Source organism: uncultured Sphingomonas sp., from assembly GCF_913776855.1.
GTDB lineage: Bacteria > Pseudomonadota > Alphaproteobacteria > Sphingomonadales > Sphingomonadaceae > Sphingomonas.
Genome location: NZ_CAJYQD010000044.1, coordinates 49329 through 73237 on the forward strand (window position 1 = coordinate 49329; position 23909 = coordinate 73237).

At 67.0% G+C, this 23909-nt stretch carries 27 protein-coding genes; 23 read left to right on the forward strand and 4 right to left on the reverse strand.

Annotated features, from left to right (window positions below; all coding sequences use genetic code 11):
* Positions 1–18 precede the first annotated feature (18 nt).
* The 4 genes from QZ755_RS13945 to QZ755_RS13960 all read left to right on the forward strand — a co-directional run bounded on the left by QZ755_RS13945 (position 19) and on the right by QZ755_RS13960 (position 5331).
* Positions 19–2043, forward strand: coding sequence for a protein-disulfide reductase DsbD domain-containing protein (locus QZ755_RS13945; protein WP_294323981.1), 2025 nt, complete (start codon positions 19–21; stop codon positions 2041–2043).
* 69 nt (positions 2044–2112) lie between these two features.
* On the forward strand, positions 2113–3600 hold the full coding sequence (locus QZ755_RS13950; protein WP_294323983.1) for a circularly permuted type 2 ATP-grasp protein: 1488 nt from the start codon (positions 2113–2115) through the stop codon (positions 3598–3600).
* 7 nt (positions 3601–3607) lie between these two features.
* Positions 3608–4540, forward strand: coding sequence for an alpha-E domain-containing protein (locus tag QZ755_RS13955; RefSeq protein WP_294324051.1), 933 nt, complete (start codon positions 3608–3610; stop codon positions 4538–4540).
* Positions 4540–5331 carry a transglutaminase N-terminal domain-containing protein gene (locus tag QZ755_RS13960; RefSeq protein ID WP_294323985.1) on the forward strand — a complete coding sequence of 264 codons (792 nt, stop codon included), beginning with the start codon at positions 4540–4542 and terminating at the stop codon, positions 5329–5331. Before QZ755_RS13955 ends, QZ755_RS13960 begins: the two co-directional genes overlap by 1 nt.
* Before the next feature lie 126 nt (positions 5332–5457).
* Here QZ755_RS13960 and pyk read toward each other — a convergent pair whose 3' ends face one another.
* Positions 5458–6924, reverse strand: a complete 1467-nt coding sequence (pyk, locus tag QZ755_RS13965) for a pyruvate kinase (protein WP_294323987.1) — start codon at positions 6922–6924, stop codon at positions 5458–5460.
* Positions 6925–6994: 70 nt separating this feature from the next.
* Here pyk and QZ755_RS13970 point away from each other — a divergent pair, with 70 nt between their 5' ends.
* From QZ755_RS13970 to pal, 14 genes are all read left to right on the forward strand, one after another.
* The gene (locus tag QZ755_RS13970; RefSeq protein WP_294323988.1) at positions 6995–7324 is read left to right on the forward strand and encodes a DUF1244 domain-containing protein; all 330 of its coding nucleotides are present in this window, start codon (positions 6995–6997) and stop codon (positions 7322–7324) included.
* Between the two features lie 73 nt (positions 7325–7397).
* Positions 7398–7634, forward strand: a complete 237-nt coding sequence (locus tag QZ755_RS13975) for a DUF2312 domain-containing protein (RefSeq protein ID WP_055790484.1) — start codon at positions 7398–7400, stop codon at positions 7632–7634.
* Between the two features lie 21 nt (positions 7635–7655).
* Complete coding sequence (locus QZ755_RS13980; RefSeq protein ID WP_294323993.1) at positions 7656–8189, forward strand: DUF1003 domain-containing protein; 534 nt, start codon at positions 7656–7658, stop codon at positions 8187–8189.
* Positions 8190–8217: 28 nt separating this feature from the next.
* Positions 8218–8961, forward strand: a complete 744-nt coding sequence (locus tag QZ755_RS13985; RefSeq protein ID WP_055763231.1) for a YebC/PmpR family DNA-binding transcriptional regulator — start codon at positions 8218–8220, stop codon at positions 8959–8961.
* Between the two features lie 145 nt (positions 8962–9106).
* Positions 9107–9616 (forward strand): crossover junction endodeoxyribonuclease RuvC, encoded by a 510-nt coding sequence (gene ruvC, locus QZ755_RS13990; protein ID WP_288410253.1) that lies wholly within the window; start codon positions 9107–9109, stop codon positions 9614–9616.
* Between the two features lie 118 nt (positions 9617–9734).
* Entirely contained in the window at positions 9735–10337 is a 603-nt protein-coding gene (ruvA, locus tag QZ755_RS13995) for a Holliday junction branch migration protein RuvA (protein ID WP_294323997.1), read from the forward strand.
* Positions 10338–10402: 65 nt separating this feature from the next.
* Complete coding sequence (ruvB, locus tag QZ755_RS14000) at positions 10403–11422, forward strand: Holliday junction branch migration DNA helicase RuvB (RefSeq protein ID WP_294323999.1); 1020 nt, start codon at positions 10403–10405, stop codon at positions 11420–11422.
* Positions 11419–11760: a hypothetical protein gene (locus tag QZ755_RS14005; protein ID WP_294324001.1), complete on the forward strand. Its 342-nt coding sequence runs from the start codon at positions 11419–11421 to the stop codon at positions 11758–11760. The genes ruvB and QZ755_RS14005 overlap by 4 nt, the downstream gene beginning before the upstream one ends.
* A 59-nt stretch (positions 11761–11819) precedes the next feature.
* Positions 11820–12284, forward strand: coding sequence for a YbgC/FadM family acyl-CoA thioesterase (locus QZ755_RS14010; RefSeq protein ID WP_294324003.1), 465 nt, complete (start codon positions 11820–11822; stop codon positions 12282–12284).
* Positions 12281–12973, forward strand: a complete 693-nt coding sequence (tolQ, locus tag QZ755_RS14015; protein WP_294324005.1) for a protein TolQ — start codon at positions 12281–12283, stop codon at positions 12971–12973. The genes QZ755_RS14010 and tolQ overlap by 4 nt, the downstream gene beginning before the upstream one ends.
* Positions 12974–12976: 3 nt before the next feature.
* Positions 12977–13408, forward strand: coding sequence for an ExbD/TolR family protein (locus tag QZ755_RS14020; protein ID WP_055763252.1), 432 nt, complete (start codon positions 12977–12979; stop codon positions 13406–13408).
* Positions 13409–13413: 5 nt separating this feature from the next.
* Complete coding sequence (locus tag QZ755_RS14025; protein WP_294324007.1) at positions 13414–14421, forward strand: cell envelope biogenesis protein TolA; 1008 nt, start codon at positions 13414–13416, stop codon at positions 14419–14421.
* 12 nt (positions 14422–14433) lie between these two features.
* Entirely contained in the window at positions 14434–15756 is a 1323-nt protein-coding gene (tolB, locus tag QZ755_RS14030; protein WP_294324008.1) for a Tol-Pal system beta propeller repeat protein TolB, read from the forward strand.
* A 74-nt stretch (positions 15757–15830) separates the two neighbouring features.
* A complete protein-coding gene (pal, locus tag QZ755_RS14035) occupies positions 15831–16361 on the forward strand; it encodes a peptidoglycan-associated lipoprotein Pal (protein ID WP_055763260.1) in 531 nt (176 codons plus the stop codon).
* Positions 16362–16402: 41 nt separating this feature from the next.
* On the opposite strand, the gene QZ755_RS14040 is transcribed toward pal, so the two are convergent.
* The 3 genes from QZ755_RS14040 to QZ755_RS14050 all read right to left on the reverse strand — a co-directional run bounded on the left by QZ755_RS14040 (position 16403) and on the right by QZ755_RS14050 (position 20057).
* A complete protein-coding gene (locus QZ755_RS14040; RefSeq protein ID WP_294324011.1) occupies positions 16403–17308 on the reverse strand; it encodes a sensor domain-containing diguanylate cyclase in 906 nt (301 codons plus the stop codon).
* A 123-nt stretch (positions 17309–17431) separates the two neighbouring features.
* On the reverse strand, positions 17432–19750 hold the full coding sequence (gene clpA / locus QZ755_RS14045; protein WP_294324013.1) for an ATP-dependent Clp protease ATP-binding subunit ClpA: 2319 nt from the start codon (positions 19748–19750) through the stop codon (positions 17432–17434).
* Positions 19751–19859: 109 nt separating this feature from the next.
* Positions 19860–20057 (reverse strand): DUF1192 domain-containing protein, encoded by a 198-nt coding sequence (locus QZ755_RS14050; protein WP_294324015.1) that lies wholly within the window; start codon positions 20055–20057, stop codon positions 19860–19862.
* Between the two features lie 63 nt (positions 20058–20120).
* Here QZ755_RS14050 and QZ755_RS14055 point away from each other — a divergent pair, with 63 nt between their 5' ends.
* From QZ755_RS14055 to QZ755_RS14075, 5 genes are all read left to right on the forward strand, one after another.
* Entirely contained in the window at positions 20121–21119 is a 999-nt protein-coding gene (locus tag QZ755_RS14055) for an NAD(P)H-quinone oxidoreductase (RefSeq protein ID WP_294324017.1), read from the forward strand.
* Between the two features lie 74 nt (positions 21120–21193).
* On the forward strand, positions 21194–21463 hold the full coding sequence (locus QZ755_RS14060; RefSeq protein WP_294324019.1) for a hypothetical protein: 270 nt from the start codon (positions 21194–21196) through the stop codon (positions 21461–21463).
* Between the two features lie 107 nt (positions 21464–21570).
* Positions 21571–22230, forward strand: a complete 660-nt coding sequence (locus QZ755_RS14065; protein ID WP_294324053.1) for a DUF1013 domain-containing protein — start codon at positions 21571–21573, stop codon at positions 22228–22230.
* A 114-nt stretch (positions 22231–22344) separates the two neighbouring features.
* The gene (locus tag QZ755_RS14070) at positions 22345–23217 is read left to right on the forward strand and encodes a dienelactone hydrolase family protein (RefSeq protein ID WP_294324022.1); all 873 of its coding nucleotides are present in this window, start codon (positions 22345–22347) and stop codon (positions 23215–23217) included.
* A gap of 45 nt (positions 23218–23262) precedes the next feature.
* Positions 23263–23889 (forward strand): glutathione S-transferase family protein, encoded by a 627-nt coding sequence (locus tag QZ755_RS14075; protein WP_294324024.1) that lies wholly within the window; start codon positions 23263–23265, stop codon positions 23887–23889.
* Positions 23890–23909: the final 20 nt, after the last annotated feature.

The window sequence follows — 23909 nt, forward strand, 5'->3', positions numbered from 1 at the left end:
CTCCGCTACCCGGCGGACATGACACCGGCAAGAACGCTGTGGCGACTCATCGCCATCCTCCTGGCTCTCCTAACGGCACTGCCGGCCATGGCGCAGGTGCCGGGGCAGCGGCACGTCGAGATGCGGATCGTCGCGGAGAGTGATAGCCCGGCGGCAGGATCGCGCATCGCGCTGGCGCTGGTGTCGGTGCCCGATGCCGGCTGGCACGGATATTGGAAGAATCCCGGCGCGGTCGGCACACAGCCGCGACTCGACTGGACCTTGCCGGCGGGCGCGCGGGTCGGCCCGCTGCGCTACCCGGTGCCCGAACGGCTGACCGTCGCCGGGATCATCAACTATGTCTATGAACGGCCATGGACGATCCTGACTGACCTGCAGCTTCCCGCCGGGCTGGCGAAGGGGAGTGCGGTGCCGGTGCGACTCGCGATCGACTATCTGGTCTGTACCCGCGAAATCTGCGTTCCGGAAAAGGCCGAACTGTCGACCGTGCTGACCATCGGCGACGGCGCGATCGCGCCCGGTCGCCGCGTCGAATTCGACGGATGGCGGCGCGCGCTGCCGCGGCCACTCGGATCGCCGGCGCTGTTCCAGGCGGGGGAACCGCTGCGGCTGCGCATACCGTTCCCGGCATCGCAGCCGATCGGCGACGCCTATTTCTTCCCCGAAACCGAAAATGCGATCGATTACGACGCGCCGCAGGCCATCCGCCGCGACGGTGACGCGATCGTCGTCGAGACGAAGGGCACCGGCAAGCCGTCTGCGATCGAAGGCGTATTGGCGACCGGGCCGGGACAGGGCTTCGCGGTCCGCGCCACCCCCGGCGCGGTGGCCGCTGCCGCCGATCCGACGCCGATCCGCGCCGCGCTGATTGCCTTTGCCGGGGCGCTGTTGGGCGGTTTGCTGCTCAACATCATGCCCTGCGTCTTTCCGATCCTGAGCCTGAAGGCGCTGAGCCTCGCCCGGTCGGGCGAGTCGGCGGCCCATGCGCGGGCGGAGGGGGTGGCCTATACCGTCGGGGCGGTCGTCACCTGCATGGCGCTGGGCGGCATCCTGCTGGCGATCCGCGCGGCGGGCGTGGCGGCGGGGTGGGCGTTCCAGCTGACCGATCCGCGCGTCGTGCTGCTGCTGCTGGTACTGACCGGCGGCATCGCGCTGAACCTCGCCGGACTGTTCGAACTGCCGACGCCGCAGCTGGGCAACCACAGCGGGCGGGGCGGGGCATTCGCCACCGGTGCGCTGGCTGCGTTCGTCGCGACACCCTGCACCGGACCGTTCATGGGCGCCGCGCTCGGGTCGGCGCTGGTGCTGCCGCCGGTCGCGGCGATGGCGGTGTTCGCGGGCTTGGGGTTCGGCCTCGCACTGCCGTTCCTGCTGCTGGGCTTCGTGCCAGCGTTGCGCCGCCGCCTGCCACGGCCGGGGTCATGGATGGATGCATTCCGCAAGGCTCTGTCGGTGCCGATGTTCCTGACCGCGCTGGCACTGGCATGGATATTGGGGCGACAGGCAGGGGTCGACGGCATGGAGCTGGGGCTGGGGGCGCTACTGCTCGCCGGGCTGGGGCTGTGGTGGACCGGACGGCGGCAGTCGCGCGGGCGCGACCGGGCGTGGTGGCCGGGGATCGCCGCGCTGGTGCTGGCGGTGGCAAGTGCCGCGCTGGTGCAGCGCGCACCGCCCGCCGGGGCTGTCCCGACCGGCATCGCCGGGGCCGAACCGTTCAGCGAGGCGCGGCTGGCGGCGCTCCGGGCCGAGGGCAAGCCGGTCTTCGCCTATTTTACCGCCGACTGGTGCCTGACGTGCAAGGTCAACGAACGCGCCGCGATCGAGACGCAGGCGGTTGCCGATGCCTTTCGAAAGGGCGGGGTGAAGGTGCTGGTCGGCGACTGGACCGACGGCGACCCGACGCTCGGCCGTTTTATCGAGGCGCATAACCGGGCCGGCGTGCCGCTATATCTGTGGTATGGGACGGGCGAAAAGGACGCGCGCGTGCTGCCGCAGGTGCTGACGCCGGCAACCCTGACCGAGTTGGTACCCGAGCGCACATAGCCGCTTGCCAGCCCCAATTTTGCAGCGCAGCATGTGGAGCGTTAACCGACCTGCGGCGTTGGGGGTTGAATGGGGCGAGCGTTCGACGAAATCTGGGGACATGGTGGGCCGGATCATCCGCGTACCGACCTTGCGGCACTGGCACGATGGATGCGCGAGGTGCCTTCCCATGAGTTGAAGCGCCGCCTGCAATCCGCCGAAGCGACCTTTCGACAACTGGGCATCACCTTTGCGGTCTATGGCGACAGCGAGGCGGCGGAACGGATCATCCCGTTCGACATCGTGCCGCGCGTGTTCATGGCCGACGAATGGGCGCGCCTGTCACAGGGGCTGATCCAGCGGACGCAGGCGATCAACGCTTTTCTCGACGATATCTATGGCGAACGCCGCATCCTGAAGGCGGGGGTGCTGCCGCCCGACCTGATCTTCGGCAACGCGCAGTTCCGGCCCGAAATCGCCGGTATCCGCCCGCCGCATGGCGTCTGGGCGCATATCTGCGGCATCGATCTGGTACGCACTGGGCCGGACGAATTCTTCGTACTCGAGGACAATGCCCGCACACCGTCGGGTGTGTCGTACATGCTGGAAAATCGCGAGGCGATGATCCGGCTGTGCCCCGAACTGTTCCGCAATTTCCGCGTGGCGGCGGTCGACAGCTATCCCGACAAGCTGTTGGAGACGATGCGATCGGTCGCTCCGCCGGGGGCGGGGGCACACCCGACCTGCGTCGTGCTGACGCCGGGGCATTTCAATTCGGCCTATTACGAACACAGCCTCCTTGCCGATTCGATGGGCGTCGAACTGGTCGAGCCGGCCGACCTGCTGGTCGACGACGATGTGGTGTGGATGCAGACCATCGCCGGACGGGTGCGGGTCGACGTCATCTATCGCCGGATCGACGACGACTTCATCGATCCGGTCGTGTTCCGCCCCGAATCGCTGCTGGGCGTGCCGGGGCTGATCGCTGCGTACCGCGCGGGCAATGTCGCGCTGGTCAACGCGCCGGGCAACGGCATCGCCGACGACAAGGCGATCTATAGCTACATGCCGGAGATCGTCCGCTTCTACGCCGAGAGCGAACCGATGCTCCCCAATGTCGAGACATGGCGCTGTCGCGAGCCGCAGGCGCTCAAATACGTCCTCGACCATCTGGACGAGGTGGTGGTGAAACTGGTCGACGGATCGGGCGGCTATGGAATGCTGGTCGGACCCACCGCATCGAAGGCGGAGATCGAGGAGTTCCGCCGCGCGCTGATCGCCGAGCCGCAGCGTTATATCGCGCAGCCGACGCTTGCGCTGTCGACCGTACCGACGCTGACCGAAGCGGGCCTTGCCCCGCGGCATGTCGATTTCCGCCCGTTCGTGCTGACCGGCGCCGAGACGGTGCAGGTCGTGCCCGGCGGCCTGACCCGCGTCGCGCTGAAGGAAGGGTCGCTGGTAGTCAATTCCAGCCAGGGCGGCGGCACCAAGGACAGTTTCGTGCTGATGGACGATGGTCCGGTCCAGTCACAGGTGCAGGCGATGGGCGGGATGACCCAGTCGCAGGGGGGGCGCTGACATGGCGATGCTCTCCCGCACCGCCGCCTCGCTCTATTGGCTGGGGCGCTATGTCGAGCGCGCCGATTTCCTTGCGCGGCTGGTGGAGGCGACCGTGCGGCTCGATGCGCTGTCGTCGCGTCCGGCCGGCGATGCCGCATGGGCCAGCGCGCTGGCGGTCAGCTATACCGAGGACAGCTTCGCCGCGACCGGGCAGGGCGTCGGGCAGGCTTCGGTCGCACGCTTCCTGACCTGCGACCGCAGCCATGCCGGGTCGATCCTGTGGTGTCTCGACGCCGCGCGCAACAATGCGAAGGCGGTGCGCACCGCACTGACCCGCGACGCGTGGACCGCGATCAACCGTGCGTGGATCGTCTTCAACACGCCGCGGGGCGAGGAGGGCGAGGACATCCTCAACCTCGTCGAGGCGATCAAGGCCGAGGCGCGCGGCTTCGAAGGCGCAGTGCAGCGCATGATGAAGAACGAGGCGACGTGGTTCGTGCAGCTGGGGGCGGCGATCGAGCGTGCCGACAACACCGCGCGGCTGATCGACGTCAAATATCACCTGTTGCTGCCGGAGGGCGAGCGGATCGGCGGCGCGATCGATCGCGATCAGTGGACGACGATCCTGCAAACGGTGTCGGCCGTCACGGCCTATCGCTGGCTGTATAGCGAGGGGCTGAAGCCCGCCAACGTCATCGAATTGCTGCTGTCGCGTGGTGAGGTGCCGCGCAGTCTGGCGGCCTGCGTCGATGAAACGGTCGAGATGCTGAACATGCTGGGCAAGCGCACCGGTTTTCAGGGGGAGGCCGACCGGATGGCGCGTGCCCGGCTGGCGCGGATGCAGAAGACCCGCGCGCACGAGGTCATCGTCAGCGGCCTGCATGAATATCTGAATGCCTTCATCCGGGAGAATGCGATGCTCGACGCCGCCATCGCCCGCCAGTTCCGTTTTATCTGATGCGGCTGACGGTCCACCATGAAACGCGCTACCGCTTTACCGAGCCGCAGGCGCGGATCGTCCAGTTGCTGCGGTTGTTTCCTGCCGATACCAGCCACCAGACGGTGGTGAACTGGCGCATCGACGTCGATTGCGACGCGCGACTGCGAGAGGGGTTCGACGGCTACGGCAACGTCACGCGGATGCTCTATGCGGAGGGTCCGGTCGATGCGCTGGTCCTGACGGTATCGGGGGAGGCACTCCTGACCGAAACCGATGGTCCGATCGAGGGAACGGACGAGCCGTTTCCCCCTGACCTGTTCCGCCGCGTGACGTCGCTGACCCGCGCCGATGCGCTCATCAAGGGGCTGGGGCAGGGTGACGACCTGGCTGCCATGACCGCGCTGGCCCGCGCGATCCATGCACGCTGGCCACTCGACCGGCGGCCGACGCCGACGATCCGTCCGGCAATCGAGGCGGCGAGCGCTGCACGGCTGGCCCCACGCGACATGGCGCAGATCTTTATCGCCGCCGCGCGGGCGCGGGGTGTGCCGGCGCGTTACGTGTCCGGATACAGCCTGTCAGGCGACGACGAACGCCGCACCGCTGCGCCCCATGCCTGGGCGGAGGCATATGTTTCGGGTGGCTGGTATGCATTCGATCCGGCAACCGGCGGGCGGTCGGGACTGGATCATATCCGGGTCGCGGTCGCGCTGGACGCTGCCGGTGCGGCACCGATCGCAGGCGTGCGGATGGGGGCCGGCGAAGAAGAACTGGACGTCGATGTTCGGGTAGGCAGCGAGGTGGAATAGTTCCCCCCCTGGCACGGGGCGGGGGCAGCCGCAGGCTGGTGGAGAAGGGCTTCTGCAGTCGATGCGCTGCGTAGTCACCCTTCCACCGCTACGCGGCGGTCCCCTCCCCGTGCCGGGGTGGCGTTCTTACCCTTCCTGCCCGCGATAGTTCTTCAGCTCGTCGCCGACGATCTGCACGACGTGCAGCACGTTGGTCGATCCCGGCGTCCCGAACGGTACGCCGGCGCAGACGACCACGCGGTCACCGGCCCCGGCCATGTTGTGGCGCAGGACCATGCGCTTGGCCTTCGCGACCATTTCCTCGAACGATTCGACGTCGCGGGTGTGGACCGCATGGACACCCCACAACAGGCCGAGGCGGCGGGCGGTGTCGATCTGCGGCGTCAGCACCATGATCGGCACCGCGGGCCGTTCGCGCGCGATGCGGCGCGCGGTCGAACCCGATTTGGTGAAGCAAAGGATCGCCTTCGCATCGACCGTGGCGGCGATGTTCTTGGCGGCTTCGGCCAGCGCGTCGGCGGTGGTGGGGTCGGGACGCAGTACGGTGAAGTGGACGCGGTCGCCATGCGCCGGGTCGCGTTCGACGGCGTGCGAGATGTCGTTCATCATCGCGACCGATTCGACGGGCCAGCTGCCCGCGGCGCTTTCCGCCGACAACATGATCGCATCGGCCCCGTCATAGACGGCGGTCGCCACGTCCGACACTTCGGCGCGTGTCGGCGAGGGCGAGGTGATCATCGATTCGAGCATCTGCGTCGCGACGACGACCGGACGGCCGAGGCGGCGGGCGGTTTCGACGATGCGCTTCTGCAGCGGTGGCACCGACTGCGGCGGCAGCTCGACGCCCAGGTCGCCGCGCGCGACCATCACGCCGTCGCACTGCTCGACGATCTCCTCCAGCCGGGCGACGGCCGAAGGCTTCTCGATCTTGGCGAGCAGCGCCGCCTTGCCCTGGATCAGCTTGCGCGCCTCGGCCAGATCCTCCGGCCGCTGCACGAACGACAGTGCGATCCAGTCGACGCCCTGGTCGACCGCGAAGTGCAGGTCGGAAATATCCTTCGGCGTCAGCGCGGCCATTGGCAGCACGACGTCGGGGACGTTCAGCCCCTTTGAATTGGACAGCGCGCCGCCGACCACGACCTCGGTCAAGATCCTGTCGTCGTCATGGTCGAGGACGCGCAGCACCAGCTTCCCGTCGTCGAGCAGCAGGCGGGCGTCGCGCGCGATCGCGGCGAAGATTTCGGGATGGGGCAACTGGACGCGCGTGGCATCGCCAGGTTCGTCCGACCGGTCGAGCGTGAAGCGCTGCCCGGCCTCGAGCATCACGCGACCTTCGGCAAAGCGGCCGACGCGCAGCTTCGGACCCTGAAGATCGGCGAGGATCGTGGTCGGGCGGCCATATTGCTTTTCAAGCCCGCGAATCGCCTCGATCACCGCGACCTTCGATTGCTGGTCGCCATGGCTCATGTTGACGCGAAACGCATCGGCGCCCGCTTCGAACAGCTTCGCGATCATTTCGTACGTATTGCTCGCAGGACCGAGCGTGGCGAGGACGCGAACCTTGCGCGAACGGGGGCTGATGGCCTTGGTCATGATAGTCTCCGGGCGTTGCGCGCCTGCCTCTAAGCCTTATTCGTAAACGATCAACCTTTAGGATCACCAAATGCCAACAATCGATTGCATTGACGATGCGGCGCAGGCCGCCGCCTTTCGCCGGCTCCTGCGCCATCTTCAGCATCGGACCGATGCGCAGAATGTCGACCTGATGGGGCTGGCCGGTTTCTGTCGCAACTGCCTAGGCGACTGGTTGGGGGAGGCCGCCGGGGTGTCGAAGGACGAGGGGCGTGAGGCGGTGTACGGGATGCCCTATGCGCAGTGGAAGGCGAACCACCAGCTGCCCGCCAGCCCCGAACAGATCGCACGGATGGAAGCGAGCGTCGCGAAGAACCGTGCCGACACCGCCGACGACGCTGCGACGACCGACCCCCGCTGATCGGTTGAGGCGCGCGCGCGGATCGGCTAGGCGCGCCCGTTCACGAATTCTTGACCATCGTTAGGGGACCCCCATGACCGACAATGTTTCGGCGGAACAGCTCCGCCTGCTCATCGAGCGTATCGAGCGCCTGGAAGAAGAGAAGAAGGGCATCAGCGACGACATCAAGGACGTCTATGCCGAAGCCAAGTCGACCGGGTTCGACATCAAGACGATGCGGACGATCATCCGCCTGCGCCGCATGGAAAAGCATCATCGCGACGAGGCCGACATGCTGCTCGAAACCTACAAGCAGGCGCTCGGCATCTAAGACCGCATAAGGGGCAGGGACATGGCCAGCGTCTTCCACTTCGCGACCCGCCTGCTGACGCGGCATGGCGACCCGCAGGGCGAAGAGGAAGCCCATGTCCTGTCCGCGATCGAACGCGGCACCCCCGTCACCCGCGACGCCGCCGACGAATCGGACGCGCGCTCGACGTTCGGCGACCGGCTGGCGGATCGGGTCGCGGCAGTCGGCGGGTCGTGGGGGTTCATCATCGCCTTCACGGCTGTGCTGCTGGGCTGGATGCTGCTCAATTCCGATGTGCTGTCGCACTTCGGCATGGCGTTCGATCCCTATCCCTACATCTTTCTCAATCTGATGCTGTCGACGCTGGCCGCGATCCAGGCACCGGTCATCATGATGAGCCAGAACCGGCAGTCGGAAAAGGATCGGCTGGCCGCGAGGCTGGACTATGAAACCAATTTGCGCGCAGAGATCGACATCCTCGCGTTGCACGCCAAGCTGGACAGCGACGTGATCGACCGGCTGGCGGCGCTGGAGGCGAAGATCGACGCGCTGGCGCGAACCGCGCCCACCGCCTAAGAGCGGGCAGTAACCTGAAGAGGCACCGATGGCAGGCCATAGCAAATTCAAGAACATCATGCACCGCAAGGGTGCGCAGGATAAGAAGCGGTCGGGCATGTTCAGCAAGCTCAGCCGCGAAATCACCGTCGCGGCGAAGATGGGCCTGCCCGATCCCGACATGAACCCGCGCCTGCGCGCCGCGATCAACGCCGCCAAGGCGCAGTCGATGCCCAAGGACAATATCCAGCGTGCCGTCGACAAGGCGTCGAAGGGCGACATGGAGAATTACGAGGAAATCCGCTACGAAGGCTTTGGCCCGGCCGGGGTTTCGCTCATTATCGAGGCGCTCAGCGACAACCGCAACCGCACCGCGACCAACGTGCGCACCGCCGTGTCGAAGAATGGCGGCAACCTCGGCACCGCCGGGTCGGTCAGCCATGGGTTCGACCGCGTGGGCCTCATCAACTATCCCGCCAAGGCCGGCGACGCCGAGAAGGTGTTCGAGGCGGCGCTGGAAGCCGGGGCCGAGGACGTGACGTCGAGCGAGGACGGCCACGAAATCTGGACCGCGCAGGGCGACCTGCATGAAGTCGCCAAGGCGCTCGAGCCGGTACTGGGCGAAGCGGAAGGTGCCAAGCTCGCATGGCGGCCGCAGACGATGGTATCGGTCGGCGAGGACGATGCCGCGACGCTGTTCAAGCTGCTCGACGCGCTGGACGATGACGATGACGTTCAGACGGTGTGGGGCAATTACGAAGTGTCCGACGAGGTAATGGAGAAGCTGGGTTGAGCAATCAAATCCTCCCCGCTGTGCGGGGAGGGGGACCAGCGAAGCTGGTGGAGGGGGGCTTCCGCAAGCGTTGCATTGTGTGGCCAACCCCCTCCACCACCGCTTCGCGGCGGTCCCCCTCCCCGCCGGCGGGGAGGAGCTTTTCATGCTGATCCTCGGCCTCGACCCCGGCCTTGGCACGACCGGCTGGGGCATGATCCGCGCCGATGGCAACCGCCTCAGCCACGTCGCCAACGGCCAGATTCGCACCGATCCGTCGATGCAGCTCCCCCGCCGTCTCGCGCTCCTGTTCGGCGCACTGGGCGAGGTGATCCGCACCGAACGCCCCGATGGTGCGGCCGTCGAGGAAGTGCTGGGCAACAGCAACGCGCAGTCGACGTTGAAGCTGGGGCAGGCGCGCGGCGTCGTGCTGCTCTCCGCTTCGACCGCGGGCCTCGCGATCGGCGAATATCACCCGAGTATCGTCAAGAAGGCGGTGGTCGGCACCGGCGGCGCGGACAAGAAGCAGATTCAGGCGATGGTCGGGCATCTGCTGCCCGGCGTGAAGCTGTCTGGGCCAGACGCCGCCGATGCACTGGCGGTGGCGATCACGCACGCCCATCATCTGGCGAGCGCACAGGCACGGGCACGGCGGTCGACGGGGATCGGAGCGTGACGCTCACCGCCACCGTATTCCCGCGAAGGCGGGAATCCAGGGCGACGATCAACGCCAGTTCTGTCTGGCTCTGGATCCCCGCCTGCGCGGGGATATGGCTTATCGAAAGAAGTCCCACATGATCGCCCACCTGAAAGGCATATTGTCCGTCTCCGGCATCGACCACGCCGTCATCGACGTGAATGGTGTCGGCTATCTGGTCGGCGCATCGTCGCGGACGTTGCAGGCGCTGGGACCGGTCGGCGGCAGCGTCACCATCCATACCGAAATGCTGGTTGCGGAGGATTTCATCCGCCTCGTCGGCTTCGCCAGCGCGGACGAGCGCGACTGGTTCCGCCTGCTGACCGGCGTGCAGGGCGTCGGCGCGCGCGTGGCGCTCGGCATCCTGTCGACCCTGTCGCCCGAGGAGGTCCGCACCGCCATCGCGCGCGGCGACAAGGCGAGCATTGCGCGCGCGAACGGCGTCGGCCCGAAGCTGGCCCAGCGCATCGCGATGGAATTGAAAGACAAGGTCGGCGGCATCGCCATCGGTCCCGGCGCGGTGGCGCCGGCGGCCGGCGGGGACGGGGTGGAGGGCGACGCAGTGTCGGCGCTGCTCAACCTCGGCTTCAAGCCGGCGGAGGCGGCGACGGCGGTCGGCAAGGCGGCGGAGGAACTGGGCGCGGGCGCCAGCCTCGATGCGCTGGTCCGGCTGGCGCTGCGCAAGGCGTCCCGCAGCTGAAGGTCCTCCCCATCTGCGATGGGGAGGACTTTGACCCGATCAAAGCGAACGTCTAGGGAACGGGCGTGACCGACGACCGTATCACCACCCCGATCCGCCGCCCCGATGACGTCGACGCCGCACTGCGTCCCAAGGCGCTCGACGAATTCGTCGGGCAGCAGGCGGCGCGCGAGAATCTGCGCGTGTTCATCGATGCCGCGCGCGGGCGGGGCGACGTGCTCGACCATGTGCTGTTCTTCGGGCCCCCCGGCCTCGGCAAGACGACGCTGGCGCAGATCGTCGCGCGCGAGATGGGCGTTGGGTTCCGCGCCACCTCCGGCCCGGTCATCGCCAAGTCGGGCGACCTCGCGGCGCTGCTGACCAACCTCGAGGACGGCGACGTGCTGTTCATCGACGAGATTCACCGCCTCAATCCGGCGGTCGAGGAAGTGCTGTACCCGGCGATGGAGGACCGCGCGCTCGACCTGATGATCGGCGAGGGACCGTCGGCGCGGAGCGTCCGCATCGACCTGCCGCGCTTCACGCTGGTGGGGGCGACCACGCGACAGGGGCTGTTGACCACGCCCTTGCGCGACCGTTTCGGCATTCCGGTGCGGCTGCAATTCTACACGGTCGAGGAGCTGACCCGGGTGGTGACGCGCGCCGCCGGGCTGCTCGGCCTCGGCATCGCCACCGACGGCGCGACCGAGGTGGCAAGGCGCGCGCGCGGCACCCCGCGCATCGCCGGGCGGCTGCTGCGCCGGGTGCGCGACTTCGCCAATGTCGCGGGCGTCGAGGTGGTCGATGCGCGCACCGCCGACGCCGCGCTCAACCGGCTGGAGGTGGATGCCAAGGGGCTGGATTCGATGGATCGCCGCTACCTGACCATGATCGCCGACGTCTATCGCGGCGGGCCGGTCGGGGTCGAGACGCTGGCGGCGGGCCTCAGCGAACCGCGCGACACGATCGAGGAAGTGATCGAGCCGTATCTGATCCAGATCGGCATGATCGCACGGACGGCGCGCGGCCGCTGCCTGAACGCAGGCGGGTGGAAGCATCTGGGGTTCGAACCGCCCGCGGGCGTGCAGGATGGGTTGTTCGATTGATGGAACGTAGTGGCAGGCAACGCGGCGATCTTCTGGCCTCGGTGGCGATCGGCGCGCGACAGGCGGGGCGGGTGGCTGCACCCGTCGCTCCGCTGGTGATCGAGGCGGTGTTCGCCGCCGATGCCAGCTGTTCGGTGACGATCGGCAGCGCGGCGTTCGTCCTGCCCGACGCCGCGTCGGCGTTCGTCGCGGCGCTCGACACCTTGCCCGATCCGGGCCGGCCGCTGACCCTCGCTGTCCGGGGCGGCGCGGCGGCACGCCATGTCGGCGCGATCGTCCGCCTGATCGGATCGGCCGGGTTCGACAACGTGACGGTGTTGCGGAGCGAGGAAGCCTGACCATAACTCGGGGTTAAGCCGGTCACCCCTTCCCCCGTCCGCCACCAATGGTTAAAGCCATGGCCATGACCGACCCCGACCAGCCGGCCGGCGGCCGCTTCGTTGGCGGCACGCATCGCTTTCCCGTCCGCATCTATTTCGAGGACACCGACCTGTCGGGTGTCGTCTATCACGCGAATTACCTGCGCTATTTCGAACGCGCACGCAGCGACATGCTGCGGATCGCCGGAATCGACCAGCGCGCCGCCCACGAAGCGGGGGAGGGCGCCTATGCCGTGCGGTCGATGCAGCTTGACTGGCGGGCACCGGCGCGGCTGAACGATGCGCTGGTCGTCGTCAGCACGGTCGAGCGGGTGCGGGCGGCGGCGGTCGATATTCAGCAAATAGTCATCCGCGACGATCTTCTACTGGCGTCGGCTCGGGTGGAGGTCGCGTTCGTCGCCCCCGGCGGGCGGCCGCGTCGCCAGCCGGCGGCATGGATCGACACCTTCGCCGCGCTGTTCGCAACCGATAAAGGGGCATGATGGACGTTTTCGTGAACACCGACGCCGCGACCATGTCGCCGGTTGCGCTCTTCCTTCAGGCCGACTGGGTGGTGAAGGCGGTGATGCTGGGCCTGCTGGCCGCCAGTATCTGGACCTGGGCGATCATCGTCGGCTTCCTGGTGCGCGCTCGCAAGGTCCGCCGCGACATCGACCGGTTCGAGGTTGAGTTCGAACAGGCCGAGGATATCGATGCGTTCCACCGGCTGCAGGGATCACGCGACACGGCGATCGCCCGCGTATTCTCCTCCGGCGTCCGCGAATGGCGGCGCTCGACCGCATCGAAGCAGATCGACCGCGACGGCACCCGCGAACGCCTCGCCACCGCCATGGCGTCCAGCGTGGCGGACGAGAGCGAGACGCTGGCCGACCGACTGAATATTTTGGCGACGGTCGGATCGGTGGCGCCGTTCGTCGGGCTGTTCGGTACGGTATGGGGCATCATGCGCTCGTTCACGTCGATCGCGTCGGAACAGAATACCTCTCTGGCCGTCGTCGCGCCGGGCATCGCCGAGGCATTGTTCGCAACCGCCATCGGGCTGTTCGCCGCCATTCCGGCGGTCATCGCCTACAACCGCTTCAGCCACCGCGTGAACCGGATTGAGGCGCGGCTGAACCGCTTTGCCGACGCGTTCCACGCCACGCTGTCGCGCCAGCTCGAAGGCGTCTGAGCGATGGGCATCAACCTGCCGTCGGCAAAGGGAAAAGGCCGTCGCGCGCCGATGGCGGAAATCAATGTCACGCCGCTGGTCGACGTGATGCTGGTGCTGCTGATCATCTTCATGGTGACCGCGCCGCTGATGACCGCCGGCGTGCCGGTGAACCTGCCCGACAGCCGTGCGAAGGCGGTCGAGCAGACGCAGCAGCCGGTCACCTTGTCGATGGATGCCGAGGGGCGGACGTTCATCGATGATCTCGAAGTATCGTCCGACAACCTGCCCGGCGAACTGGAAAAGATCGCCGCGGCGGGCGCGGGTGCGACCGAGCCGCGCCAGGTGATGCTGCGCGCTGACCGCAGCCTCGATTATGGCCGGGTCAATGCCGTGCTGGGCGAACTGAACCGTGCCGGGCTGAACCGTGTGTCGCTCATCAGCGTGGCGCAGTAAGCCTGATGCAGAAGGCGGAGAAGATCGGGCTTGGCGTAGCGGTCGCGGGACATGCCGTCCTGTTCGGCCTGCTGTCGGTCGGGTTTCTCGCCACGCCCAACCCATTGAAGCTCAAGTCCGAGCCGATGGACGTCAGCTTCGCCGAAGAGGTCGCAGCGGAACAGAGCGCGCCGGAGCAGACCGACGCGCCGGCAATCAGCCAGGCGCCCGAAACCGGCCCGCCCGAAGATGCCGCGCCCAGCGAACCGGCGAGCGAACCGGAGCCTGCACCGAAACCCGAACCCGCCCCGCCGGCCCCTGCGCCCAAGCCGCAACCCGCGCCGCGCCCCGAACCCAGGCCCGCACCCAAGCCCATCCCGGCGCCGAAACCCGTTCCGAAGCCGGTGCCCAAGCCTGCGCCCAAGCCCGCTCCCGCACCGAAGCCCGAACCCAAGCCCACGCGGCAACCGGCCCGCCCGGCGCCGGCCCGGCCGACTGCGGTCGCAAAGGCGCCTCCAAAGGCGGCACCCGCCAAACCCGCTGCCGCGCCCGCGAAACCCACGGCCAAGCCTGCCGCGACGCGCGGGCAGGGGGACAATGCGCAGGCCACCACACAGCGGCCACGCGGCGGGCGTCTGGGCAATGATTTCCTGAAGGGCATCGCCGACACGCCGGCACCGGGCAAGGCACCGGCTGCGCGCGGTACGGCAGTCAGCGCGCAGGAGGTTGCCGGGCTGGGCGCGGCGATCCGCCGGCAGGTCCAGCCGTGCGCGAACCGCGTGCCCAGCCCCGGTCCGGGTGCCAACCAGATCACGTCGAAGGTCGTGCTGCAGATGCGACCGGATGGCACGCTGGCGGCCAAGCCGACCATTCGCGGCCAGACGGGTGTCGATGGCGAGAATCAGCGCTACGCGCAGCGGGTCGGTGAACTGGCGATCGCGGCGTTCATCCAGTGCGCGCCATATGAACTTCCCGACGAACTCTATGAGGGCGGCTGGAAATTTATCATCATCAACTACAAGCTGCCCGGCTGACCGGAGGGACGTATGCGTAAACTGACGATGGCACTGGGCGCGGTACTCGCCAGCCTGCTGGCCGCCCCTGCGGCGTTCGCGCAGGTCGAGGTCGACATCGAGGGCGGCATTTCCGAACCGCTGCCGATCGCGGTGCCGGTGATGCCGACCCCGCAGGTTGCTTCCACCCCCGCCGGATCGACCGACGCGCTGGGGCGGCAGCTGGCAGAGATCGTCGCCAACGACCTGCGCAATTCCGGGCTGTTCAAGCCGGCCGGTCCCGCCGGGCTGCCTGCCGTCGCCATGGCGCAGGTGCAGGCGCCCGACTATGCCGCGTGGAGCAACGCGCAGGCGCTGGTGCAGGGCTATGTCCGCGCCGAGGCGAACGGCACGCTGACCATCGGCTGCTATCTCTACGACACGTTCGGCCGCACCGAACTGACGCGACAGGGGTTCAATGTCGCGCCCGCCGAATGGCGTCGCGCGGCGCATAAATGCGCCGATGCGGTCTATACCCGCCTCTCGGGCGAGAGCGCCTATTTCGACAGTCGCATCGTTTATGTCAGCGAGACGGGGCCGAAGGGCAACCGGATCAAGCGACTGGCGATCATGGACCAGGACGGCGCCAATCACCGCTTCCTGACCAACGGCCAGTCGATCGTGCTGACGCCCCGTTTCGCGCCGAACCAGCAGTCGATCGTCTATATGAGCTACGCCAATGAGCGGCCGGCGATCTACGTCCTCGACCTCGACAACGGGCGGCAGCGGTTGCTGGTGCAGAATGCGTCGCTGACCTTCGCGCCGCGCTTTTCGCCCGATGGCCGCTATGTGCTGTTCTCGATGGCGCAGGCGGGCAATACCGACATCTACCGCGTGCCCGCCAGCGGCGGCAGCCCGCAACGGCTGACCAACGCGCCCGGCATCGATACCGGCGGCAGCTATTCGCCCGACGGGTCGAAGATCGTGTTCGAAAGCGACCGGTCGGGTTCGCAGCAGCTCTATGTGATGAACGCCGACGGATCGAACCAGCAGCGGATCAGCTTTGGCGGCGGACGCTATGCGACGCCGGTATGGAGCCCGCGCGGTGACCTGATCGCCTTTACCCGGCAGGGCGGGGGCAGCTTCCGCATCGGCATCATGTCGCCCAGCGGCAGCGGTGAAAAGCTGCTGTCCGACGCATGGGGTGACGAAGGGCCGAGCTGGTCACCGAACGGCCGGGTCCTCACCTTTTTCCGCAGCGCGCAGGGTTCGGGCCGGACGCAGATCTGGTCGGTCGACCTGACCGGCGCAAACATCCGTCGCATTCCGACCGCGCTCGACGGGTCGGACCCGAGCTGGGGGCCGCTGCGGCCCTGACCTTTCACCAACGGGGGCCATTTCCGCTACAGGGGCATTGTAGCGGAGGGCGCAACGACCAAGGGAGGTTTATCATGACCAAGATTTCCGCGACGCTGTTCGTCGCCATCGGCCTGCTGGCGACTGCTGGCTGTGCCAAGAAACGCCCGGCGGTATTGCCGCCGGCGCCGGGGCAGACGGTTGATCCGAACGCCGGTACCGGCGGGACGGGTGGCACCGGAACGGGTACCAATGGTGTCGTGCCGGGATCGCGCGCGGACTTCCAGCAATCGGTGGCCAGCGACACGATCAACTTCGGCCTCGACCAATATGATATCGACGCCACCGCGCGCCAGATTCTCGACAGCCAGGCACAATGGCTGACGCGCTATCCCAATGTCCGCGTCACGATCGAGGGCCATGCCGACGAACGCGGCACCCGCGAATACAACCTCGCGCTGGGCGATCGTCGTGCGAACGCGGCCAGCAGCTACCTCGCGACGCGCGGCATTTCGCCCTCGCGGATCACGACGATCAGCTATGGCAAGGAACGCCCGCTGGCGCTGGGTTCGGACGAGGCTGCATGGGCGCAGAATCGTCGCGCCGTGACGGTCGTTCTGCAGTAACGTCCGGGGCCTGCCCGGTCGCAGCGTGCGGCCGGGCGGGATCAGCCTGCCAGTCGCAGGGTGCCTCGTCCTGCAGATTTGGCGACATACAGCGCTTCGTCGGCGCGGCGATAGACGCTGGAGATCGTGTCGCCGGGGCGAATATCGGTCAGTCCGGCGGAGAAATCGATCCGGAACAAGTCATCCTCCGGGATCATCGCCTGTTCGCCGACGCATTCCCGCAGGCGTTCGACGGCCCGTTTCGCCTTTGCGATCGTCGCGCCGGGGAACAGGATCAGGAATTCCTCGCCGCCGATGCGACCGAACGCATCACACGTGCGCAGATTTGCCCGGACGGTGCGGGAGAACTCGCGCAGCACGCGATCGCCGCCGACATGGCCGAACCGGTCATTGACATGCTTGAAATGATCCAGGTCGACCAGCACCGCGATCGTGCCGCGCGGCGGCATCGCGCTACGCTGGTCGATCCGGTCGCCCAGCAGTCCCATGATGTGCCCCCGGTTCGACACGCCGGTCAGTGCGTCGGTGGAGGCGGTCTTGCGCGCGATGTCGCGTTCCTGCCGCAGCATCCGGTCCGATTGCCGCATATGCGTGATGTCGAGCGCGACGAACAGGATATGGCCGTCGGGCATCGTCTGTTCGACGATATGCAGCCAGCTGCCGTCATGCATGTCGGTTTCGATCGACAGCATCGGCACCTTGCCCCGCCGCGACAGCGATGACGACAACCATGCCTCGAAATCGTCGTGTGATACGACCGGTCCCCGCCGATGCGCATGGTTGCGGCGCATCAGGTCGATCCAGTCAGGCGCCTCGTCGGGATCGAGGAAGAAAGCCCGGCGATAGGCAGGATTGGCAAAGAGGATGCGGCCTGCCGGATCGTACAGCGCGACCATTGCCGCAGCATGGTCGAACGTCTCGATCAATCGGGTGAGAGCGGGCTGCATGACACTTTCGGCAACGGAATAGAGCGGCGCAGGTCCGCGCCGAGCCGTTAGACGTTAATGCATGATATATTGATTAAGGGAGGGCCGCGACCGTGACAGTCGCGGCCCTCTGTTCGTGCGCGATCAGGCTTCGGCCGATGCCTTGGCCTTGCCGCCCTTGCGCGGGCGCTTGGGCGCGGCGGGCGTGATCTCGAAGGTCAGCGCGCCGTCCTTCAACGCGACATTCACTTCGCCACCATGGACCAGCTTGCCGAACAGCAGTTCCTCGGCCAGCGGCTGCTTGATCTTGTCCTGGATCAGGCGACCCATCGGGCGCGCACCGTACAGCTTGTCATAGCCCTTTTCGGTCAGCCACGTCCGTGCCGCTTCATCGAGGCGGATATGGACACCGCGATCGGCCAGCTGCAGTTCGAGTTGGAGGATGAACTTGTCCACCACCCGCGCCACAACCTCGGTCGGCAGGTAGCCGAACGGCACGATCGCATCGAGCCGGTTGCGGAATTCCGGCGTGAAGAGCTTGCGCACCGCCTCTTCCTGCACGTCCTCGCGGTCGATCTGGCCGAAACCGATCGACTCCTTGGCCATGTCCGACGCGCCCGCATTGGTCGTCATAATCAGGATGACGTTGCGGAAATCGACGGTCTTGCCGTGGTGGTCGGTCAGCTTGCCGTTGTCCATCACCTGCAACAGGATGTTGAACAGGTCGGGATGCGCCTTCTCGATCTCGTCGAGCAGCAGGACGCAGTGCGGCTGCTGGTCGATCGCATCGGTCAGCAGGCCGCCCTGATCATAGCCGACATAGCCCGGCGGGGCACCGATCAGCCGGCTGACCGAATGGCGCTCCATATATTCCGACATGTCGAACCGCTGGAGCGGAATGCCCATGATCTCCGACAGCTGGCGCGCGACCTCGGTCTTGCCGACGCCGGTCGGGCCGGTGAAGAGGTAGTTGCCGATCGGCTTGTCGGGGTCACGCAGGCCCGCGCGCGACAGCTTGATCGCCGACGACAGCGCCTTGATCGCATCGTCCTGCCCGAACACCACCCGCTTCAAATCGAGTTCGAGATTGGCCAGCACGCGCGTATCGTCGGCCGACACCGATTTTGGCGGGATGCGCGCCATCGTCGCGATGACTGCCTCGATCTCCTTGGCAGTGATCGTCTTCTTGCGCTTGGGCGCGGGCACCAGCATCTGCATTGCGCCGACTTCGTCGATCACGTCGATCGCCTTGTCCGGCAGCTTGCGGTCGTTGATGTAGCGCGCCGACAATTCCACCGCCGACTTGATCGAATCGGGGGTGTACTTGACCTTGTGATGTTCTTCGAATGCCGAACGCAGGCCGGTCAGGATCTTGATCGTATCCTCAATCGTCGGTTCGTTCACGTCGATCTTCTGGAACCGACGCAGCAGTGCGCGATCCTTTTCGAAGTGGTTGCGGAATTCCTTGTAGGTCGTCGAGCCGATGCAGCGGATCTGTCCGCCCGACAGCGCAGGCTTCAGCAGGTTCGAGGCGTCCATCGCCCCACCGCTGGTGGCACCAGCGCCGATGACGGTGTGGATTTCGTCGATGAACAGTACCGCGTGGGGCAACTTTTCCAGCTCGGTCACGACCTGTTTCAGCCGTTCCTCGAAGTCGCCGCGATAGCGGGTGCCCGCCAGCAGCGCGCCCATGTCGAGCGAATAGATGACCGCGGGCAGCAGCACTTCGGGCACGTCGCCTTCGACGATCTTGCGCGCCAGACCTTCGGCGATCGCGGTCTTGCCCACGCCGGGATCGCCGACATAGAGCGGGTTGTTCTTCGACCGGCGGCACAGGATCTGCACCGTGCGATCGACTTCGGCGGACCGTCCGATCAGCGGGTCGACCTTGCCGGTCTTCGCCTTCTCGTTCAGGTCGACGCAGAACTGCTTTAGCGCGCTTTCGCCCTTGCCCTTGTCGGCGGCCTTGGGACTTTCCTTCTCCTCGGCTCCCTTGGGTGCCGGGGTTTCGGTCGCGGTCGATCCGCCCTTGCCGACGCCATGGCTGATGAAGCTGACCGCATCGAGGCGGCTCATGTCCTGCTGCTGCAGGAAATAGACGGCATAGGTCTCGCGCTCGCTGAACATCGCGACCAGCACGTTGGCGCCGGTCACTTCGTCGCGGCCCGACGACTGCACGTGCAGGATGGCGCGCTGTACGACGCGCTGGAAGCTGCTGGTCGGCGACGGATCGGTCGCGGCGTCCAGTTTGAACGTGTCGAGTTCGGTGTCGAGATAATGGGCGACGGTCGCGCGCAGTTCGTCGAGGTCGACGCCGCAGCCGGTCATCACCTTGGCCGCGTCGACGTCATCGGTCAGCGCGAACAGCAGATGTTCGAGGGTCGCATATTCGTGCCGGCGCGAGGATGCGGCCTCGAGCGCCTTGTGCAGCGTGGATTCCAGTGCGGATGCGAAGGATGGCATTAGTTCACTCCGGTCGGCCGGCGAAAACGCGCCGGCCCTGCGTCCCGATCGCTCGGGTCTTCCCCAATGTCGGTATGCCGCCGCCCGGCATCAAGCGGGGCGGAACATGTCATGACCGGAACAGCGCGTCGGCGCTGGCGCGGTGGCTGTTCGCCCGGTCGATGCGCGCGCGGCACCGCGCGATCTCGCCCTCCAGCGCGGCGATGCGTCTGGTCAGTTCGTCGACCGACAGCGGGTCCAGATCCTCGGCGAGCAACATCGGCAACAGGTTGCCACGAAGATGGTTAACATTTTCGTCGGGTTCCATGGCCAGCAGCGTTGACCCTGCCGCTGGCGATGTCAATAACGCCGGACACAGGGGGAAGAGCTTATGGACGTACCAGCGGCGATGCGTGCGATCGATCCGACGGAGCCGGGTGGCCCGGAGGTGCTGGTCGTGGTCGAGCGTCCGACTCCACACCCCGCACGGGGCGAGGTGCTGATCCGCGTCGCGGCGGCCGGGGTAAATCGCCCCGACGTCCTGCAGCGTACCGGCGGATATGCCCCGCCGCCGGGTGCGCCGAGCATCCCCGGTCTGGAGGTTGCGGGGCATGTCGTCGCGGTCGGCGACGATGCCGATAGCCACCTGATCGGCCAGCCGGTCTGTGCGCTGCTCGCCGGGGGCGGTTACGCCGAATATGTCGCGGTGTCCGCCGGCCAGTGCCTGCCGATCCCCGATGGCCTGTCGATGGTCGAGGCGGCGGCGCTGCCCGAAACGCTGTTCACCGTGTGGACCAATTTGTTCGAGCGCGGCTATGCGGCGGAGGGGGACAGCGTACTGGTCCATGGCGGCACCAGCGGTATCGGCACCATGGCGATCCTGCTGGGCAAGCTGTTCGGGCTAGACGTAATTGTCACCGTTGGCAGCGATGCAAAGGCACAGGCCGCGCGCGATCTGGGCGCGGCGCACGCGATCAACTATCGTACCGAGGATTTCGTCGAGCGGGTGGCGCAGATTACCGAGGGTAGGGGCGTCAGCGTCGTACTCGACATGGTCGGTGGCGACTATGTTCCCCGCAACATCAAGTGCTTGGCCGAGGATGGCCGGCATGTTTCGATCGCGGTGCAGGGCGGGGCGAGCGCCACGGTGCCGCTGTGGGACATCATGCGCCGCCGCCTGACGCTGACCGGGTCAACGCTCCGCCCGCGCGATGCGGCGTTCAAGGAAATGGTTGCCGACGAACTGTCGCGCACCGTCTGGCCGCACGTCGCCGCCGGTCGGTTGCGCCCGGTGATGGACCGCAGCTTCCCGCTGGAGCAGGCCGCCGACGCGCATCGCCGGATGGAGGCGGGGGACCATGTGGGCAAAATCGTCCTGACGCTGGATTGAGGCCTTCCGACGCGGTGTTGCTGCGACGGCTGCCTCAACCAGCGATCATCGCCTTCGTTCTGGTCGAGGAGGCGATGATGCGAACGATCCTGTTGCCGTTCGTCCTGGTGGTTGCGACGCCCGCCATGGCGCAGATGGATCCGGTAGTGACCGCGCAGGGGCAGATCCTGTCGGCGACAGCGCGCGGCTATGCCGAACGCGACGCCGCCCGGATACGGCGCGGCGTACCGGCCAAGACCGCGGCACAGCGGCAGCACGAGGCTGATTGCGCGAAACTGTGGAAGTTGCATGGCCGGATGACGGCGGCACAGGCGTCGAAGCTCTACGACCTTTGTCCGCGCTGAACGCCGGCCTTGCCTAGTTCGGCGGGCCGGACTACATCGGGGGCAACGTGGCCGCCCGGTTTGGGCGGCCCTTTCTATTTCGGAGACCCGTCGTGGCCCAGCCGCTGATGCCGCACGCGACCGCTTCCTGGCTGGTCGACAATACCGCCTTGTCCTTTCCGCAGATCGCCGACTTCTGTGGCCTGCACGTTCTCGAAGTGCAGGCGATCGCCGACGACACCGCCGCGACCAAGCTGACCGGTCGCGATCCGGTGCGCGCGCACGAACTGACGATGGAAGAGATCGAGAAGGGGCAGAAGAACCCCGATTACCGCCTGGTGATGATGAAGGGGCCGGAGCAGGTCCGTCGCACCAAGGGGCCGCGCTATACCCCGGTCAGCAAGCGGCAGGACAAGCCGGACGGCATCGCGTGGATCATCCGCAACCACCCGGAAATCAGCGACGGCGCGATCGGCAAGCTGATCGGCACCACCCGCACGACGATCGCCGCGATCCGCGACCGCACCCACTGGAATATCGGCAACATCACGCCGAAGGACCCGGTGACGCTGGGCCTGTGTTCGCAGCGCGAGCTGGACGCGCTGGTCGGCAAGGCAGCGAAGGCGGCCGGTATCGAGGCGCCGACCGACACCCGGCTGGAAGGCGACCGCGAGGCGCTGATCGAACAGCTCCGCAACGAACGCACCCAGGCGGCGCGCGACGCCGAACTGGCCGAGCGTGGCGAATCGGCCGAACCGTCGAGCTTCTTCGACCCGTTCAAGCGCTGATACGGACCGTCGCCGACGTATTGCCGGCCCGGCCATCGCAAGGTGGCCGGGCCGTTTGCGTATCGGCGACAAAGGCTTAGGCTGCGTACTTCGCCAAGCGGAGTGCCACGCCCCATGTCCGACGATCTGAACGCCCGCGCCGTCGCGCTGTACGACGCCTTCACCCATGAGCATCATGATCGCCGCACCTTCATGGCGCAGATGGTCGCGCTCGCCGGATCGGCGGCTGCTGCCGAGGCGTTGATCGCGGGCATCGCGGCATCACCCGCCGCCGCGCAACAGGTCGCGGCGAACGACAGCCGGCTCGACGTGGCAAAGGCGAGCGGGACCGAGGCGGGGCACCCGGCCTCTGCCTATTTTGCTGCGCCCAAGGGTGGCCGTGCCTTGCCGCTGGTGCTGGTGATCCACGAAAATCGCGGGCTGAACGCGCATATCGAGGATGTGGCGCGGCGCGTCGCGCTGGCCGGGTTCCGGGTGATCGCGCCCGACCTGTTGGCGCCGCAGGGCGGGACGCCGGCCGATGAGGACAAGGCCCGTGCGATGATCGGCACGATCGATTACGACGTCGCGCTGGCGCAGGCCAAGGCGTATCTCGCCAAGGCGCGAGGCGAGCGGAAGGGACTGCGCACCGGGGGCGTCGGCTTTTGCTGGGGCGGGGCGTTCGTCAACCGGCTGGCGGTCGCCGATCCGCTGCTGACGGCAGGCGTCAGCTATTATGGGCCGGCACCCGACCCGTCCGAGGCGGCCAGGGTTCGCGCCGCGCTGATGTTGCAGCTTGCGGAAAAGGATGCGCGGGTGAACGCGACTGCGCTGCCATGGGGAGAGGCGCTGCGCAAGGCCGGAAAGCGCGCGATCACCCATGTCTATCCGGGGGTCGACCATGCGTTCAACAACGACACATCAGCGATGCGGTATGATGCGGACACGGCGAAGCTGGCATGGGATCGGACCATTGCCTTTCTGCGTCGCGAGCTTGACGCGAAATAGTGCGATGTTCCATCTTCGTTCCGATGATTCGCGGGGAGAGGCTTGATGACCGGACTGACGCTGTACTCGAACCCGATGTCGCGCGGGCGGATCGTGCGCTGGATGCTGGAGGAGGTTGGTGCGGACTATACCGTCGAGATGCTCGGCTATGGCGGGACGATGAAGCACGACGCGTATCTGGCGATAAACCCGATGGGGAAGGTGCCGGCGATCGTCCATGACGGGCGGGTCGTGACCGAATGTGCTGCGATCTGCGCCTATCTTGCCGATGTGTTTCCCGATGCGGGACTGGCCCCGAATGCGGAAGAACGTGCGGAATATTATCGCTGGCTGTTCTTTGCCGCCGGGCCGGTGGAGCAGGCGGTCACCAACCGGTCGCTGGGCGTGGTGCCGAGCGACGATCAGCAGCGGATGGTCGGCTATGGCGATTATGACCGGGTGGTCGCGGTGCTGGAGGCGGCGGTGTCGGCGCATCCCTATATCGCGGGCGATCGCTTCACGGCCGCCGATGTCTATGTCGGGTCGCAGGTGATGTGGGGGACGCAGTTCGGTACGCTGCCGAAGCGGGATGCCTTCCTCGCCTATGCCGCGCGGCTGGCCGATCGTCCGGCGCATGTCCGGGCGAGCGAGCTGGACGATGCCGCGATGGCGGCGATGCAGGCGGCGGAGTGAGCGTCGGCCAGTACGTCATT

What these genes read in the sequence shown, in the direction of transcription:
- QZ755_RS14040 (WP_294324011.1), bottom strand. Translation starts at nt 17,308, where the DNA reads ATGCAGCCCGCTCTCACCCGATTGATCGAGACGTTCGACCATGCTGCG.
- QZ755_RS14050 (WP_294324015.1), bottom strand. Translation starts at nt 20,057, where the DNA reads ATGGAACCCGACGAAAATGTTAACCATCTTCGTGGCAACCTGTTGCCG.
- QZ755_RS14025 (WP_294324007.1), top strand. Translation starts at nt 13,414, where the DNA reads ATGCAGAAGGCGGAGAAGATCGGGCTTGGCGTAGCGGTCGCGGGACAT.
- ruvC (WP_288410253.1), top strand. Translation starts at nt 9,107, where the DNA reads ATGCTGATCCTCGGCCTCGACCCCGGCCTTGGCACGACCGGCTGGGGC.
- QZ755_RS14060 (WP_294324019.1), top strand. Translation starts at nt 21,194, where the DNA reads ATGATGCGAACGATCCTGTTGCCGTTCGTCCTGGTGGTTGCGACGCCC.
- QZ755_RS13945 (WP_294323981.1), top strand. Translation starts at nt 19, where the DNA reads ATGACACCGGCAAGAACGCTGTGGCGACTCATCGCCATCCTCCTGGCT.
- QZ755_RS14055 (WP_294324017.1), top strand. Translation starts at nt 20,121, where the DNA reads ATGGACGTACCAGCGGCGATGCGTGCGATCGATCCGACGGAGCCGGGT.
- QZ755_RS13970 (WP_294323988.1), top strand. Translation starts at nt 6,995, where the DNA reads ATGCCAACAATCGATTGCATTGACGATGCGGCGCAGGCCGCCGCCTTT.
- QZ755_RS14010 (WP_294324003.1), top strand. Translation starts at nt 11,820, where the DNA reads ATGGCCATGACCGACCCCGACCAGCCGGCCGGCGGCCGCTTCGTTGGC.
- QZ755_RS13960 (WP_294323985.1), top strand. Translation starts at nt 4,540, where the DNA reads ATGCGGCTGACGGTCCACCATGAAACGCGCTACCGCTTTACCGAGCCG.
- QZ755_RS14065 (WP_294324053.1), top strand. Translation starts at nt 21,571, where the DNA reads ATGCCGCACGCGACCGCTTCCTGGCTGGTCGACAATACCGCCTTGTCC.
- clpA (WP_294324013.1), bottom strand. Translation starts at nt 19,750, where the DNA reads ATGCCATCCTTCGCATCCGCACTGGAATCCACGCTGCACAAGGCGCTC.
- QZ755_RS13985 (WP_055763231.1), top strand. Translation starts at nt 8,218, where the DNA reads ATGGCAGGCCATAGCAAATTCAAGAACATCATGCACCGCAAGGGTGCG.
- QZ755_RS13955 (WP_294324051.1), top strand. Translation starts at nt 3,608, where the DNA reads ATGCTCTCCCGCACCGCCGCCTCGCTCTATTGGCTGGGGCGCTATGTC.
- tolB (WP_294324008.1), top strand. Translation starts at nt 14,434, where the DNA reads ATGCGTAAACTGACGATGGCACTGGGCGCGGTACTCGCCAGCCTGCTG.
- QZ755_RS14070 (WP_294324022.1), top strand. Translation starts at nt 22,345, where the DNA reads ATGTCCGACGATCTGAACGCCCGCGCCGTCGCGCTGTACGACGCCTTC.
- tolQ (WP_294324005.1), top strand. Translation starts at nt 12,281, where the DNA reads ATGATGGACGTTTTCGTGAACACCGACGCCGCGACCATGTCGCCGGTT.
- QZ755_RS13975 (WP_055790484.1), top strand. Translation starts at nt 7,398, where the DNA reads ATGACCGACAATGTTTCGGCGGAACAGCTCCGCCTGCTCATCGAGCGT.
- pyk (WP_294323987.1), bottom strand. Translation starts at nt 6,924, where the DNA reads ATGACCAAGGCCATCAGCCCCCGTTCGCGCAAGGTTCGCGTCCTCGCC.
- QZ755_RS13950 (WP_294323983.1), top strand. Translation starts at nt 2,113, where the DNA reads ATGGGGCGAGCGTTCGACGAAATCTGGGGACATGGTGGGCCGGATCAT.
- ruvA (WP_294323997.1), top strand. Translation starts at nt 9,735, where the DNA reads ATGATCGCCCACCTGAAAGGCATATTGTCCGTCTCCGGCATCGACCAC.
- QZ755_RS13980 (WP_294323993.1), top strand. Translation starts at nt 7,656, where the DNA reads ATGGCCAGCGTCTTCCACTTCGCGACCCGCCTGCTGACGCGGCATGGC.
- pal (WP_055763260.1), top strand. Translation starts at nt 15,831, where the DNA reads ATGACCAAGATTTCCGCGACGCTGTTCGTCGCCATCGGCCTGCTGGCG.
- QZ755_RS14020 (WP_055763252.1), top strand. Translation starts at nt 12,977, where the DNA reads ATGGGCATCAACCTGCCGTCGGCAAAGGGAAAAGGCCGTCGCGCGCCG.
- QZ755_RS14075 (WP_294324024.1), top strand. Translation starts at nt 23,263, where the DNA reads ATGACCGGACTGACGCTGTACTCGAACCCGATGTCGCGCGGGCGGATC.